This is a genomic window from Arthrobacter sp. 10T416 (assembly GCF_056394165.1).
On the sequence record NZ_JBFTHI010000005.1, the window covers coordinates 123,764 to 136,989 of the forward strand.

14 protein-coding genes are annotated in these 13,226 nt (G+C 68.8%); 7 read left to right on the forward strand and 7 right to left on the reverse strand.

From position 1 onward, the window contains the following. The first annotated feature begins 181 nt into the window (after positions 1–181). Positions 182–469: a DUF7218 family protein gene (locus AC1DBE_RS07955; RefSeq protein WP_476970179.1), complete on the forward strand. Its 288-nt coding sequence runs from the start codon at positions 182–184 to the stop codon at positions 467–469. Between the two features lie 34 nt (positions 470–503). On the opposite strand, the gene ku is transcribed toward AC1DBE_RS07955, so the two are convergent. Further along, positions 504–1,589 (reverse strand): non-homologous end joining protein Ku, encoded by a 1,086-nt coding sequence (ku, locus tag AC1DBE_RS07960; protein ID WP_476970180.1) that lies wholly within the window; start codon positions 1,587–1,589, stop codon positions 504–506. A 40-nt stretch (positions 1,590–1,629) separates the two neighbouring features. On the opposite strand from ku, the gene AC1DBE_RS07965 reads away from it, so the two are divergent. Further along, positions 1,630–4,176: an ATP-dependent DNA ligase gene (locus AC1DBE_RS07965; RefSeq protein WP_476970181.1), complete on the forward strand. Its 2,547-nt coding sequence runs from the start codon at positions 1,630–1,632 to the stop codon at positions 4,174–4,176. 49 nt (positions 4,177–4,225) lie between these two features. Here the strand turns inward: AC1DBE_RS07965 and AC1DBE_RS07970 are convergent, their stop codons facing one another. After that, positions 4,226–4,480: a hypothetical protein gene (locus tag AC1DBE_RS07970; protein ID WP_476970182.1), complete on the reverse strand. Its 255-nt coding sequence runs from the start codon at positions 4,478–4,480 to the stop codon at positions 4,226–4,228. A 78-nt stretch (positions 4,481–4,558) separates the two neighbouring features. Between AC1DBE_RS07970 and AC1DBE_RS07975 the strand changes: the two genes are divergently transcribed. Together AC1DBE_RS07975 and AC1DBE_RS07980 are read left to right on the forward strand one after the other, a co-directional pair. Then, complete coding sequence (locus AC1DBE_RS07975; RefSeq protein WP_476970183.1) at positions 4,559–5,062, forward strand: N-acetyltransferase family protein; 504 nt, start codon at positions 4,559–4,561, stop codon at positions 5,060–5,062. 314 nt (positions 5,063–5,376) lie between these two features. After that, positions 5,377–6,966: an MFS transporter gene (locus AC1DBE_RS07980; protein WP_476903509.1), complete on the forward strand. Its 1,590-nt coding sequence runs from the start codon at positions 5,377–5,379 to the stop codon at positions 6,964–6,966. A 116-nt stretch (positions 6,967–7,082) separates the two neighbouring features. On the opposite strand, the gene AC1DBE_RS07985 is transcribed toward AC1DBE_RS07980, so the two are convergent. The 5 genes from AC1DBE_RS07985 to AC1DBE_RS08005 all read right to left on the reverse strand — a co-directional run bounded on the left by AC1DBE_RS07985 (position 7,083) and on the right by AC1DBE_RS08005 (position 10,843). After that, a complete protein-coding gene (locus tag AC1DBE_RS07985; protein WP_476880045.1) occupies positions 7,083–7,871 on the reverse strand; it encodes an SDR family NAD(P)-dependent oxidoreductase in 789 nt (262 codons plus the stop codon). 31 nt (positions 7,872–7,902) lie between these two features. Continuing rightward, complete coding sequence (locus AC1DBE_RS07990; protein ID WP_476970184.1) at positions 7,903–8,745, reverse strand: hypothetical protein; 843 nt, start codon at positions 8,743–8,745, stop codon at positions 7,903–7,905. 55 nt (positions 8,746–8,800) lie between these two features. After that, positions 8,801–9,145: a GNAT family N-acetyltransferase gene (locus AC1DBE_RS07995; protein ID WP_476880043.1), complete on the reverse strand. Its 345-nt coding sequence runs from the start codon at positions 9,143–9,145 to the stop codon at positions 8,801–8,803. Next, positions 9,142–10,470: an acyltransferase family protein gene (locus AC1DBE_RS08000; RefSeq protein ID WP_476970185.1), complete on the reverse strand. Its 1,329-nt coding sequence runs from the start codon at positions 10,468–10,470 to the stop codon at positions 9,142–9,144. The genes AC1DBE_RS07995 and AC1DBE_RS08000 overlap by 4 nt, the downstream gene beginning before the upstream one ends. 115 nt (positions 10,471–10,585) lie before the next feature. Next, positions 10,586–10,843, reverse strand: coding sequence for a metal-sensitive transcriptional regulator (locus tag AC1DBE_RS08005; protein WP_069950339.1), 258 nt, complete (start codon positions 10,841–10,843; stop codon positions 10,586–10,588). Positions 10,844–11,046: 203 nt separating this feature from the next. Between AC1DBE_RS08005 and AC1DBE_RS08010 the strand changes: the two genes are divergently transcribed. From AC1DBE_RS08010 to AC1DBE_RS08020, 3 genes are all read left to right on the forward strand, one after another. After that, a complete protein-coding gene (locus AC1DBE_RS08010) occupies positions 11,047–11,868 on the forward strand; it encodes an SGNH/GDSL hydrolase family protein (protein ID WP_476970222.1) in 822 nt (273 codons plus the stop codon). 86 nt (positions 11,869–11,954) lie between these two features. Next, positions 11,955–12,164, forward strand: coding sequence for a dodecin (locus AC1DBE_RS08015; protein WP_476970186.1), 210 nt, complete (start codon positions 11,955–11,957; stop codon positions 12,162–12,164). A gap of 17 nt (positions 12,165–12,181) precedes the next feature. Then, positions 12,182–13,153 (forward strand): aldo/keto reductase, encoded by a 972-nt coding sequence (locus AC1DBE_RS08020; protein ID WP_476970187.1) that lies wholly within the window; start codon positions 12,182–12,184, stop codon positions 13,151–13,153. Positions 13,154–13,226: the final 73 nt, after the last annotated feature.

The following is a 13,226-nucleotide window of genomic DNA, read 5'->3' on the forward strand; positions in this document are numbered from 1 at the left end:
GCACCGTCCGGCGCCAGCGCCCGGACACCTAACGGTGCACGAAGGCCCGGCCACCCCCGACGAGGGATGGCCGGGCTTTTGCGTTGCTTGTCAGTACCCGGTGGCCCGGCTAGTTTGGAAACGCGCGGCGGCACCGTCCGCCGGCCGTCCAGATGGTCCCCGGCCGAAGGAGATGACAGCAATGCCCACGAAGAAGGGTGAGCCCCAGGGTTCTGAAAGCCCGAGCATCAAGGACCCGGAAGTCTACGAAGCCCTGCTGAAGGACGGCGCATCGAAGCAGAAGGCGGCCCGCATTTCCAATGCCGCCGCTAAACGTGGCCGTTCATCGGTCGGCCGCAAGGGCGGGAAGTCAGGCGACTACGAGGACTGGACGGTCCCGCAGCTGCGGGACAAGGCCAAGGAGATCGGGCTCAAAGGCTACTCGGCCAAGAACAAGAGCGACCTCATCTCCGCCCTGCGGAACTCCTGAGCCGATGACGGCGCGGCCGCGGGCGGACCCGGGTTCAAGCCCCCTTGCGCGCCTCCCCCTTGGCGGTGCTGCTCTTGGCTGCGGCGCCCGCCTTGGCCGTGCTGGTCTTGGTGGCGCTGCTCCTGGCCGTGCCGCTCTTGGCGGCGGCGGTCTTGGTGGCCGGCTTGGCTCCCGCTTCCTTCGGGGCAGCCTTCGCCGTGGCCTTCACGGCGGCCCGCGGGGCAGCCTTGGCCCGGGTCGCTTTAGCCGGCGCAGCCTTCGCCCCGCCGTCGTCCGCAGCGTCAGCAGCGCCGCCGTCGGCGTCGTCGGCAGTCCGGGTGCCGGCGCCCGCCGCACCCCGCTTCCGCTCGATGCTGCGCTTCAGCGCGTCCATCAGGTCGATCACCTCGCCGGATCCGGCCTCCGCGGCCGGTGCGCCGAAGGTCTCCTCGGTGTCCAGCGATTCGCCCTGGTCGATCTTGGCGTCGATCAGCTGCCGCAGCTGCAGCTGGTAGTCGTCGGTGAACTGCTCGGGCTCGAAGTCGGCGGCCATCGAGTCCACCAGCGCTGCGGACATCTCCCGTTCCTGGGCCGAGATCCGCACGCTGGTTTCCAGCGCCGGGAAGTTCGCCTCACGCACCTCGTCGGCCCAGAGCAGGCCCTGCAGCACCAGGACATCGCCGCGGATCCGCAGCGCGCCCAGCCGGGTCTTCTCCCGGAGCGCGAACTGCACGATCGCCACCCGGTCGGTGTCCTCCAGCGCCCGGCGCAGCAGCACGTAGGCCTTGGGCGACTTCGCGTCCGGCTCGAGGTAGTAGCTCTTTTCGAAGGTCATGGGGTCCAGCTGCTCGGCCGGCACGAACTGCACCACCTCGATCTCGTGGCTGTTCTCCGCGGGGATCGATTTGAGCTCCTCGCGGCTGAGGATCACGGTCCGGCCTTCGTCCTCGTAGGCCTTGTCGATGTCCTCGTAGTCAATGATCTTGCTGCAGACCTCGCAGCGCCGCTGGTAACGGATCCGCCCGCCGTCGGCGTTGTGAACCTGATGGAGGCTGATGTCATGGTCCTCGGTGGCGCTGTAGACCTTCACCGGCACGTTGACCAGGCCGAACGCGATGGCGCCTTTCCAGATGGCTCTCATGGCTCAAGTGAACACCAGAGCCGCCCGGAGGTGAAGTCTTTTGGCTGAGGGCAAGCAGCGCGTACGGGTCGAAGGCAGGGAACTGGTCCTCACCAACCTGGACAAGGTGATGTATCCGGAGACCGGAACCACCAAGGCCGATGTGCTCGCATACTACGCCGCCGTGGCGCCGGTGCTGATTCCGGCCGCGGCAAACCGGCCGGCTACCCGGAAGCGCTGGGTCCACGGCGTTGGAACCGCGGCGGCACCGGGCGAGATGTTCTTCCAGAAGAATCTGGATCACTCCGCGCCGGGGTGGGTGCCGCGCGGCTCCATCACGCACAAGGAGCGGACCATCCAGTACCCGCTGGTCAACGACGCCGCCACGCTCACCTGGCTCGCCCAGATCGCGGCGCTGGAAATCCATGTTCCGCAATGGCGGGTGGATTCGCACGGCAACGCCATGCCGCCGGACCGGCTGGTGCTGGACCTGGATCCCGGCGACGGCGCCGGCCTGGCGGAATGCGTGGAAGTGGCCGTCCTGGCCCGGAGCATCCTGCAGGACGTCGGCCTGGATCCGGTCCCCGTCACCAGCGGCAGCAAGGGCATCCACCTCTACGCCGCGCTGGACGGGACCCAGAGCTCGGATCAGGTCTCGGACTTCGCCCACGAGCTCGCCCGCGCCCTGGAAGCGGACCACCCGGACCTAGCCGTGAGCGACATGAAGAAGACCCTGCGCACCGGAAAGGTGCTGGTCGACTGGAGCCAGAACAACGCGGCGAAAACCACCATCGTGCCGTACTCGCTGCGCGGCAGGCTCCGGCCCACGGTCGCCGCGCCCCGGACCTGGCGGGAGCTCCGCTCACCGTCCCTGCACCACCTCGACTACCAGGAGGTGATGAAGCGGCTCAAGGCCGGCAAGGACCCCTTCGCAGCCATCTCGGGCGCCCCGCACGGCCCTTCCCCGACCTCCCCGACGGCGGCCGGCGGCCACCCGGGCATCCCCGCCGGCACCCCCGGCGACTCCGGCGGCGGTGACACCGACCCCCGCCTGGAAACGTACCGCGCCAAGCGGAACGCATCCGCCACCCCGGAACCGTTCACGGCAGAGCAGCACCGCGGCAACGGCGACGGCGGGACGTTGCGGGAGAGCTTCGTTATCCAGGAACACCACGCCAGCCGCCTGCACTTCGACTTCCGGCTGGAGCGCGACGGCGTACTGGTCTCCTGGGCGCTGCCCAAGGGGGTCCCCACCACCAAAGCCAAGAACCACCTGGCCGTCCAGACCGAGGACCACCCGATGGACTACGCCGCCTTCGAGGGGACCATCCCGAAGGGCCAATACGGCGCGGGCACGGTCAGCATCTGGGACAGCGGGTACTACGAGTGCGAGAAATGGATCGCCGGCAAAGAGGTCATCGCCACCCTCACCGGCCGGGAGGACGGCCCGCTGGGCGGCACCCGGCGTTTCGCCCTGATCCACACCGGCCAGGCCAACGACCAATGGCTCATCCATCTCATGGACGCCCCCGGGCACGACCAGCACCCGGCCCCGGCCCGCCCGCAGTCAACGACGGCCCATGCCCAGCCGGCGAGCGCCGCACCGGACCCCGCCGGGCTGGCACCGATGCTGGCCAGCGCCGGAATCCGCGCCGACCTGCCCGGCAAGGACTGGCAGTTTGAACTGAAGTGGGACGGCATCCGGGCGCTGGTCCTGGGCGATGCGGAGCGGATCCGGCTGATCAGCCGCAACGGCAACGACATGACCGCCAGCTACCCGGAACTCACGGACCGTTCCTGCTGGCCGCCGCAGGACTTCGCCGCCGACGGCGAGATCATCGCCGTCGGGCCCGCCGGCAGACCGGACTTCGGACTGCTTCAAGGCCGGATGAAGCTGACCAAGGCCGCCGACGTCGCCAAAGCCCGGGCCGCAACACCGGTGCGCCTGATGCTGTTCGACCTGCTGACCGACGGCGGCAAGGACCTCCGCCGCCTCCCCCTCCGGGACCGGCGGACACACCTCGAGGCTTTCCATACCGGCGTCGGCGGTTCCGGGGACGGCGGAGTCCGGGCCTTCCCGGTGGAGCTGTCCGCGGTGATCGACGCCGACGTCGGGCACCTGCTGGAAAGCGCCGAGGAACTCGGCCTGGAAGGCGTGATGGCCAAGCGCGTCGATGGCCGCTACGTCGGGCAGCGGAGCCGGTCCTGGTTGAAACTGAAGTTTGAAAAGACCCAGGAGGTGGTGGTGGGCGGCTGGCGGCCAGGCAACGGCGGCCGCAGCAATTCGGTCGGGTCGCTGCTGCTGGGCGTGCCCGAGGGCAAGTCGCTGCGCTACGTGGGCCGGGTGGGCAGCGGCTTCAGCACCCGTGAACTCAAGGAACTGCGGCAGCAACTGGACGCGATCCCGCGTAAGACCTCACCCTTCGCCGAGGTTCCCGCGGAAGACGCCGCGGACGCCCGCTGGGTGTCGGCCCGGCTGGTCGGAGAGGTCACCTTCGGCGACTGGACCGGCGGTGGGAAGCTTCGGCACCCGGTCTGGCGCGGCTGGCGCCTCGACAAGGCGCCGGAGGACGTGGTTGTTGAGGAAGCCGCCGCCGAACACGACTGAGGGCCCGCCGTGACGGGCCCTCGCGTCCTAGTTGTGGTGCGGGCTCTGCCTAGTTGTGGTGCGGGATCTGCGGCCGGCTTTGCCGGTGCATGGCCGCGTCGGCCACCTGCTGGCCCTGCTGCCCGCGGGAAACGTCCCGGTCCTTCGGATGGCGGTGCTTGCCGCTGCCGTCCGGCCATTCGTGGCCGTCAGCCGCCGACGGCGGCTCCGGGCGCCTGGACTCGGGCCCGGGTGCCTCGTCCATGGATTCCGCAAGATGACTGGCTACGTCCGGCTCGATCTCTTTCGAGTGATGATCCGCCATGGGCCTTCCTTTCTGCGATGAAATGAAGCGTCCCCCAATCGTAGGTCTGCGCCCGTGAGATGTCTCTAGGCTAGGGGCATGGAATACAGGACCCGCCAGGCCACCCCCGATGACGCCGACGCCCTGGTCCGGATGCACACCGCCGTGCACGAGGAGTGCTACGGGCACCAGCTGCCGGCCCGCTTCTTCGAGGACCGCCGGGCCACCATCGACCTCCGGGTGGAACGCCGCCGCCCCTACCTGGCCAGCGCAGAGCCGCGCATCATCGCCCTGGATGAGAACGACGAGATTGTTGGGTTCGCCGACGCCGGCCCCGGCCGGGACGAAGACCGGCCCGGGCAACTGGAGCTGTACTCCTTCTACACTTTCCGCCGGACCTACGGCTCCGGGCTCGGCTCTGCCCTGCTGGCAGCCGCCATCGGCACCTCCCCTGCGTACCTGTGGGTGCTCGAGGACAACCCCCGGGCGCGGGCGTTTTACGCCAAGCACGGGTTCCGGCCCGACGGCGGACGGAAACTGTTGCCGGCCGAGTGGTCGGCTCTGCCCGAGATGCGCCTGGCCCGGCCTGCCCTGGAGAACTGAAGCGGCGCCCGCACGGCCCCAAAACCGGGCTGGTAGGGGACCGCGGAGGGGCACAAACGGGCCCAAACCGGACCAAAAACTGGCCGCGCCGGAAAAAATTTGCGGGGAAACTAAGCGAACTGCCTACTTCCCAAGAACCACGCGGATAAATCGGCCATTGGCGTGCCCCGAATAGCACCCTCCGGAGCCCCGAAAACGGAGGATCATACGGCACCAAAATCGGAAACTCCAGAGGAATCCCGTAAAATTGAGAGCCTGCCCGGAGCGGGGCAGCTACAAGTCGCAAGCAAATGATCTCCCTAGGAGCTTTCCAAATGCCCACAGACCGAAGCAGGACCGACTCTTCCGCAGGCGTTGTTAACGCCGGCGGGACTAACCAAGGCGCACCACAGGGCGTCAAGAAACCGAAGCTGCGCCGACGTCGGCTCCGCGAGTCCGACGTCAACGTCGTCGACCGCCCGATGCTCAAAAAGGCACTCGGCGGCACCATCGTCGGTAACACCATGGAGTGGTACGACGTCGGTGTGTTCGGTTACCTGATCACCACCATGGGCCCGGTATTCCTGCCGGAGGCGGACAAGTCCGTCCAGACCCTCTTCCTTCTCGGCACCTTCGCCGCCACCTTCATTGCCCGCCCCCTCGGCGGCGTTGTGTTCGGCTGGCTCGGCGACAAGATCGGCCGGCAGAAGGTCCTCGCCGCGACCCTGATGATCATGGCCGCCAGCACCTTCGCCGTCGGTCTCCTGCCCGGCTACGCCCAGATCGGTATCTGGGCCGCCGTCCTGCTGGTTCTCTTCAAGCTCATCCAGGGCTTCTCCACCGGCGGCGAGTACGCCGGTGCCACCACGTTCGTGAGCGAATACGCCCCGGACAAGCGCCGCGGATTCTTCGCCAGCTTCCTGGACATGGGCAGCTACCTCGGCTTCGCCCTCGGCGCCGCCCTGGTGTCGGTCCTGCAGCTGACCCTCGGCCAGGACACCATGGAGCAGTGGGGCTGGAGGATTCCGTTCCTCCTCGCCGGCCCGCTCGGCCTGATCGCCGTCTACTTCCGTAGCAAGATCGAGGAATCGCCGCAGTTCCAAGCCACCCTGGACGCCCAGGAAAGCCTCGCCAAGGACGCCACCGCGTCCGACGCCGCAGCCTCCAAGGGCCCGGTCGGCATCGTCAAGGCCTACTGGCGCTCCATCATCGTCGCGATGATCCTGGTGGCCGCAGCCAACACTGCCGGTTACGCCCTGACCTCCTACATGCCGACCTACCTCACCGAGTCCAAGGGCTACGACGAGGTCCACGGCACCCTGCTGACCATCCCCGTGCTGGTCATCATGAGCCTGTGCATTCCGCTGACCGGTAAGCTCTCGGACCGGATCGGCCGCCGCCCCGTGCTGTGGATCGGCGCCATCAGCACCATCGTGCTGGCCACCCCCGCCTTCCTGCTGATCGGCATCGGCGAAATCTGGTCCACCCTGGCCGGCCTCGCCCTGATCGCCTTCCCGGTGACGTTCTACGTCGCAAACCTGGCCTCGGCCCTGCCGGCCCAGTTCCCGACCGCCAGCCGTTACGGCGCGATGGGTATTGCGTACAACTTCTCCGTGGCGATCTTCGGCGGCACCACCCCGTTCATCGTCGCCGCGCTGATCAACGCGACCGGCAACGACATGATGCCGGCCTACTACCTGATGGCCACCTCGGCGATCGGCACTGTGGCGATCTACTTCCTGAAGGAATCGGCCCAGATGCCGCTGCCGGGCTCGATGCCCAGCGTGGACACGCAGGCGGAGGCCCGCGAACTGGTCAAGACCCAGGACGAGAACCCGCTGATCGACCTGGAGCACATGGACATGCCGCTCAGCACGCCTGAGGGACACAACGGCGACGCCGGAAGGGTCCCGGCGCCGGCCTAATTTCCGGCCTGCCGGTCCCGAACGTGTAGTCCGAGCCCCGCCCACAAAGGTCCGTCCGTACGCTTTCCCCTGGGAAGCGCGCGGGCGGGCCTTTTGGCGTTGGGAGCCCCGCTGGCCTACTTCGCCCGCCGCGGGGGGCCGGCGACCAGCCGGGCCGGCAGGAGGCGGGTCGCCGCGACGAGCACCTTGTAGCGTTTGCTCGGAATGGAGACGGCTTTGCCCTTGTCGTTATCGGCGAGGCCCTCGCGGACCACCTGTTCTGCCTGCAGCCACATCCAGGACGGGGCCACGGTCTTGTCCATACCCATCCGGTCGTGGAATTCGGTGTGCGTGAAGCCGGGGCAGACGGCCGTGACTTTGACCCCGTGCCCGGCGTAGGCCAGATTGGCCCAGCGGCTGAAGCTCAGCAGCCACGCCTTGGCGGCCGAGTATGTTTCGCGCGGCAGGAACGCGGCCACGCTGGCGACGTTGATGACGCGGCCCGACTGACGCTGCAGCATCCCCTGCAAGGCGGCGTGGGTCAGCTCCAGGGCTGTCTCGACGTGCAGCCGGAGGTGCCGCTTCTCCTCGCTCACGTCGTTATCGGCAAAGGAACGCAGCAGGCCCATGCCGGCGTTGTTGACGAGGATTTCGACCGGACGTGCCGGATCGCTCAACCGGGCGACGACAGCGGCCACGCCGCCGTCGTCCACCAGGTCGGCGGCGAGCGCCTCCGCCCGGATCCCGTAGCGGTTCTCCAGCTCGGCGGCGCTGGCCTGCAGCCGGGCGGCGTCGCGGGCCACAAGGACCACGTTGTGTCCCTGCTCGGCGAGCTGGCGGGCAAACTCGGCCCCCAACCCCGCCGTCGCGCCGGTGATCAGGGCGGTGGTTGCCGTGGCGGACGGGCTCGGAGCTGGTGTGTTCATGGCCACAGCCTAGCCCCGCGCCTCCGGGGTGTCAGGCCAGTGCCGGTCCCGCCGCGAGTTCGCCTTCAGCCGGGCCTTCGGGTGCGGCCTCGACGACGGCTTCGAAGGCCGCGACGGGCTCGGCGGACCCGACGGAGCCGTCCGGGTCGACGGAGCCGTCCGCATCGGCCGTCCGGTAGCGCTGCTGCAGCTCTTCGGTGGCAAGTTCATACCAGGTATGCGCGCCGAAGCTGGGGCTCGGGGTGTCCAGGTGCTGGTAGAGGGCGTCGGCGAGCTGCCCGAGGGCCGTATCGGACAGCGCCGCCACAGTGGCAGCCGGGTCCAGCGTCCCCTCGAAGTAGTCGGAGAGCTCCAGGCCGTCGATGAGGCCGGAGGCCGCGGCCGGAAGGGCATCCGCGGGCCCCTGCTCGACGCCATCAAGGCCGTTCACCTCGGTCGGGAGCTGGCCGTGCACGGTCCCGCCGATGTCGCTGTCCAGGCCCGCCAGGACCTCGCCGCCGGAGCCCACATGCAGCAGGCAGATCGGCAGGTCGGCCGGCTCGTTGAGGCTCAGGCGGAAAGATTCGGCGCCGCTCGGCGCAATCCCGACGGCCGCGGCCACGGGGTCACCGCCGGGCACGGGATCCTGGGCGGCGGCGAGCTGCCGGAGGTACAGCAGGATTTCGGGGTCAAGGTGGGAGGCGCCATGCAGATCGATGCAGACGTCCGCTCCGGCGGCCAGGCGGCTGGCACGGCGAACAATGTGCAGCAGGGCGGGGTAGCTTGCCTGGGTCAGGCATCCGGTGACTTCGAGGGTCACTTGTCCGGGATCAACATCCACACGGACAAGCACACGCAGTTTGTGGTTCACGGGGTTCTCCAATGATACGTCCATGAGCCAGCTGCATAACTCAACCCCAACACTACGAGGTTGTCGCTCCGGTCACAAGCTATGCCCCGGCGGGCGCCTGCTCGGGCCAGTCAATGCACTGCTCGTAGGCATCGTGGTGGCGCAGGTACCGGTAGATGTAGGGGCAGTGCGGGATGATCCGCTTCCCGGACGCAACAACGTCGTCCAGGGCGAAGTGCGCCAGCACCCTCGCCAGGCCCTGGCCCGCAAATTTCTCGGCCGTCTCGGTGTGGATGAAGTCCACGTGTCCCGGCCTGTCGATGTAGCGCACCTGGACCGCGAGCTCCCCGCCCACATGCAGCTCATAGCGGTGCAGGGCATCATTTCGGGTGGTGGTGACGTCCGGACTGAACGTGTCTTGCGTTTCTGCCGAGTTCTCCGTCATGGTTCGAGATTGGCACTTAAAGGCGGGTGTGGCAATGGCCGTCCGGCGTCGGAAGCGCCCGCTCCGTGCGCTGTCCGGTCCGGGATGCGGCCCAGCAGCAGGGCTGCCAGGGCGAAGCATGCCGCGCCGCCGCCAAGGAGCCCCAGCGTGAGGCCGTTCAGTGCCGCGTCGGCCACCGGAATGAAGACGACGACGGCGGCAGTCACCACGGCCGCTGCCGGCCGGGCCCGGACGTGGTCCGACGTCGGAAGTTCCTCGAGCCGCCCGAACAGCACCACCACCGGCAGCAGCAAACTGATAACGGCGGCCAGCGCCAGCGGCCGGGTCCACCACCAGGCCGCCGTTCCGCCGGCCGGCTGCCGAAGGTCCGTGAGCAGGAACAGGCCCGACATACCGGCGAGCAACGGCAGGTGCCACAGGTAGACGGTCATGGAGCGCCGTCCCGCCCGGGCAAGGACCATCCGGACCGCGTCCAGCGTCCCGACCCGGGTGATCAGCGGCCGCGCCAGTTGCAGGCAGGCGGCCTGTGAGACGCCGAGAAGGAACAGCGTCAGGTTGGGCGGGTTGAGGTTCACCAGCATGTTTCCGGGGTAGAGCCGCAGTAAGACCAGGACGGCGAGGACCAGGTTGCTTCCCACCGCAAGGGCGACCAACCGCGACGTCGCCAGCCCCTGGAGCGAGCCGTCGGCGACCACAACGCCCAGTTGCTGCACGGCGCACCAGAGGAACACCATGTTGGCGTAGGCCAGCCCGGGCAGGGCTGCGCGGAGGCAGTCCACGGCCACCACCAGGGAAACGAGGGCGGCCAGGGTCAGCCACGGCGCCCGGGCGTGGAGTGCCGAGAGCCAGGGCAGGTTCAGTTGTGCGGCGAGGTAGGCGGCCAGGAACCACAGCGGCATACCCGCGCCGGCGGCGAGCAGTTGGATCACCTGCGGGTCCACGCCGCTGAGCCGCGCCGCCCAGAGGGCCGTGAACATGGCCGCCAGCAGCACAGCGGCCGGGCGGATCAGCCTGAGCAGGCGGCCCTGGACGAACTCGAGGGCGCTGCCCCCGCGGGCGCGCAGCCGCCGCCAGGAATACAGGCCCGTCACGCCGCCGGCCACGAAAAACAGCGGCATCACCTGCAGCACCCAGACGACCGGCTCGAACCAGGGCTGCTCCCCCAGGGTGTTGGCCGAGGTCACGGTGCCGTCGGGATGCAGCACAGGGCTGACCATCAAGGTGTGCCCGGCGACCACCAGCGCAAGGCAGAAGAACCGGACCAGGTCCAGGACCGGGTCCCGCTCCCGGCCGGCCGTGGCCGGGGTGCCTGCGGGCTGCTGCATGGCCCTCCTTGCCCGTGGGGCGCGGTTGCCGCCGGATCAACCGGCCGCTCTCCCTCCATTTTCTGCCTTGCCCGGGGGAACACAAGGGGCCGGGATCAGCAGATCCCGTACGGGCTCAGGCGAGCGAGAGGAAGAGCTTTTCCAGCTCGGCGCGGTCCAGGCTGGGGTCTTCCTGTTGCATGCACTGTTGCAGGCCGGTCGCGATAATCGAGAAACCGGCCTTGTCCAGGGCGCTGGAGACGGCGGCCAGTTGGGTCACGACGCTCTTGCAGTCGCGGCCCTCTTCGATCATGCGCGTGACCGCCGCGAGCTGTCCCTGGGCGCGGCGCAACCGGTTGATAACCGGCTTCATGTCGGCGGGATCGAGTTCCATGGGTGCCTCCGGACGTTGAGTGGATTCATTCCATGATATACCCCCCTTGGTATCCGGCATACCCGGGCGGGTATATCATGGAGTCCTCCAAGGGCCCGCTTGGCCGCGGGATCACCGCTTTTCGGGCCCTAAGTACCTAGTAGTAACAAGCCCGCGGGTGTCATGCTGGGGACGTGAACGCGGCCAGCTTCGGGAATCCGGTGATGGCTCGAAAAGGCGCCTCCGGCGCCCACCCGGGCCCCTGGAAACGCTACGTCGCCCTGGGAGACTCGTTCACCGCCGGCCTCGGCGATCCCGAGCCGCAGAGCCCGGGCGGGATGCGGGGCTGGGCGGACCGGATCGCCGAAGAATTCAGCACCGTGCGGCGCGACTTCTCCTACGCCAACCTGGCGGTCAACGGCCTTGTCCTGCAGCAGATCATCGACCAGCAACTGGCACCGGCGATCGCCCTGAAACCGGACCTCGTCACCCTCTCAGCCGGCGGCAACGACCTCGTCTTCCACCGGCGGGATCCCGATCGGCTCGCCGTGAGCCTGGACGCTGCGGTGGCGGCGCTGGCGTCCACCGGCGCTACCGTGGTCCTGTTCACCGGGCCGGACTGGGGGGACACTCCGGTCTTCGGCCACATCCGGGGCAAAGTGGCCGTCTTCAACGAGAACATCCGGACCATCGCCGCCCGCCACCACGGCGTGATCGCCGATCTCTGGTCCCTCCGGCAGTTGAGCGATCCGCAGATGTGGGATCCGGACCGCCTGCACTTCTCCCCCCTCGGCCACCACACCATCGCCGGAATGGTCCTTGACTCGCTGCAGGTGCCCCACAGCCTCAAGCCCCTGCAGCCCAAACCGCTACCCGCCGGCACTTGGCGCGAGACGCGGGCCGGGGACCTCGCCTGGGCCACGCACTATCTCTTTCCCTGGATGATCCGGCGGGTCCGGCCCCGCGACGGCGAGGCTCCGCCGGCCGCCAAACGCCCCGAGCCCGGGCCGGTTTTTGGTTCCCCCGCCAGCACCGCACGACCCTAGTCCGGCCGCGCCGCGTCAGCTAGTCTGCAGGAACGGCCCGGCCACGGGGCGGAGACCCAGACCAATGACGATCACGAGGAGCCACGTTGTCTAACCACACCTACAGCATTTCTGAAATTGTCGGGACCTCAACCGAGGGCGTCGATGACGCGGTGCGCAACGGCATCGCCGAGGCCGCTAAGACACTCCGCAACCTGGACTGGTTCGAGATCAAGGAAATCCGCGGGCACCTGGACAACGGGCAGGTGGCCGACTGGCAGGTCACCATCAAGCTCGGGTTCCGTCTGGAGCGCTAAGGTCCGGGAGGGCCGGGATGCAGTACACCCAGCTGGGCCGGTCCGGCCTGAAGGTTTCGCGCCTCTGTTTGGGCACCATGAATTTCGGTCCGCAGACCGCGGAGCAGGACGCACACGCGATCCTGGACGCCGCGCTGGATGCCGGAATCAACTTCGTCGACACCGCCAACGTCTACGGCGGGTCCAAGCGCCGCGGCTGGACCGAGGAGATCCTGGGCCGCTGGTTCGCCCGGGGCGGCGGCCGGCGGGAGCGGACCGTACTGGCCACCAAGGTTTTCGGCACCATGGCGGACCGGCCCAACGAATCCCGGCTCTCGGCCCTGCACATCCGCCACGCCCTCGACGCCAGCCTTCGCCGGCTCCAGACGGACCACATCGACCTCTACCAGTTCCACCACGTGGACCGGACCACGCCCTGGGAGGAGATCTGGCAGGCAGTCGACGTCGCAGTGCAGCAGGGCAAGATTGTGTACTCCGGCAGCAGCAACTTCGCCGGCTGGCACCTGGCGCAGGCCCAGGAAGCCGCGGCGCGGCGGCACTCCAACGGCCTGGTCAGCGAGCAGTCCATCTACAACCTGCTCACCCGCAACGCCGAGCTCGAGGTGATACCCGCCGCGCAGCATTACGGCCTCGGGCTCCTGCCATGGTCCCCGCTGCACGGCGGCCTGCTGGGCGGGGTCCTCAAGAAGGAACAAGAAGGCGTCCGCCGGGCCCAGGGCCGCGCCGTTGAGGCCCTCGGCAAACACCGGAACCAGATCCGCCGCTACGAGGACTTCGCGGACGGGCTCGGCTGCGGGCCCGGCGAGCTGGCCCTGGCATGGCTGCTGCACCAGCCGGCAGTCACGGCGCCGGTGATCGGCCCGCGCACCCGGGAGCAGCTGGATGCCGCCCTCGGGTCGCTGGCGCTGGAACTCGACGCCGGCGCCCTGGAGCGGCTCGATGCCATTTTCCCGGGGCACCGGACCGCCCCGGAGGATTACGCCTGGTGAGCTGCGCCGGCCGACCAACGCAGCCCTCCGACGTCGGCCTCCGGACCCGGCCGGGAGGTGTCAGCAGCCAAAA

Bases quoted from the DNA above. Each gene is read 5' to 3' on its own strand.
- AC1DBE_RS07955 (WP_476970179.1), top strand. From the start codon at position 182: ATGCCCACGAAGAAGGGTGAGCCCCAGGGTTCTGAAAGCCCGAGCATC.
- ku (WP_476970180.1), bottom strand. From the start codon at position 1,589: ATGAGAGCCATCTGGAAAGGCGCCATCGCGTTCGGCCTGGTCAACGTG.
- AC1DBE_RS07970 (WP_476970182.1), bottom strand. From the start codon at position 4,480: ATGGCGGATCATCACTCGAAAGAGATCGAGCCGGACGTAGCCAGTCAT.
- AC1DBE_RS07975 (WP_476970183.1), top strand. From the start codon at position 4,559: ATGGAATACAGGACCCGCCAGGCCACCCCCGATGACGCCGACGCCCTG.
- AC1DBE_RS07980 (WP_476903509.1), top strand. From the start codon at position 5,377: ATGCCCACAGACCGAAGCAGGACCGACTCTTCCGCAGGCGTTGTTAAC.
- AC1DBE_RS07985 (WP_476880045.1), bottom strand. From the start codon at position 7,871: ATGAACACACCAGCTCCGAGCCCGTCCGCCACGGCAACCACCGCCCTG.
- AC1DBE_RS07990 (WP_476970184.1), bottom strand. From the start codon at position 8,745: ATGGACGTATCATTGGAGAACCCCGTGAACCACAAACTGCGTGTGCTT.
- AC1DBE_RS07995 (WP_476880043.1), bottom strand. From the start codon at position 9,145: ATGACGGAGAACTCGGCAGAAACGCAAGACACGTTCAGTCCGGACGTC.
- AC1DBE_RS08000 (WP_476970185.1), bottom strand. From the start codon at position 10,470: ATGCAGCAGCCCGCAGGCACCCCGGCCACGGCCGGCCGGGAGCGGGAC.
- AC1DBE_RS08005 (WP_069950339.1), bottom strand. From the start codon at position 10,843: ATGGAACTCGATCCCGCCGACATGAAGCCGGTTATCAACCGGTTGCGC.
- AC1DBE_RS08010 (WP_476970222.1), top strand. From the start codon at position 11,047: ATGGCTCGAAAAGGCGCCTCCGGCGCCCACCCGGGCCCCTGGAAACGC.
- AC1DBE_RS08020 (WP_476970187.1), top strand. From the start codon at position 12,182: ATGCAGTACACCCAGCTGGGCCGGTCCGGCCTGAAGGTTTCGCGCCTC.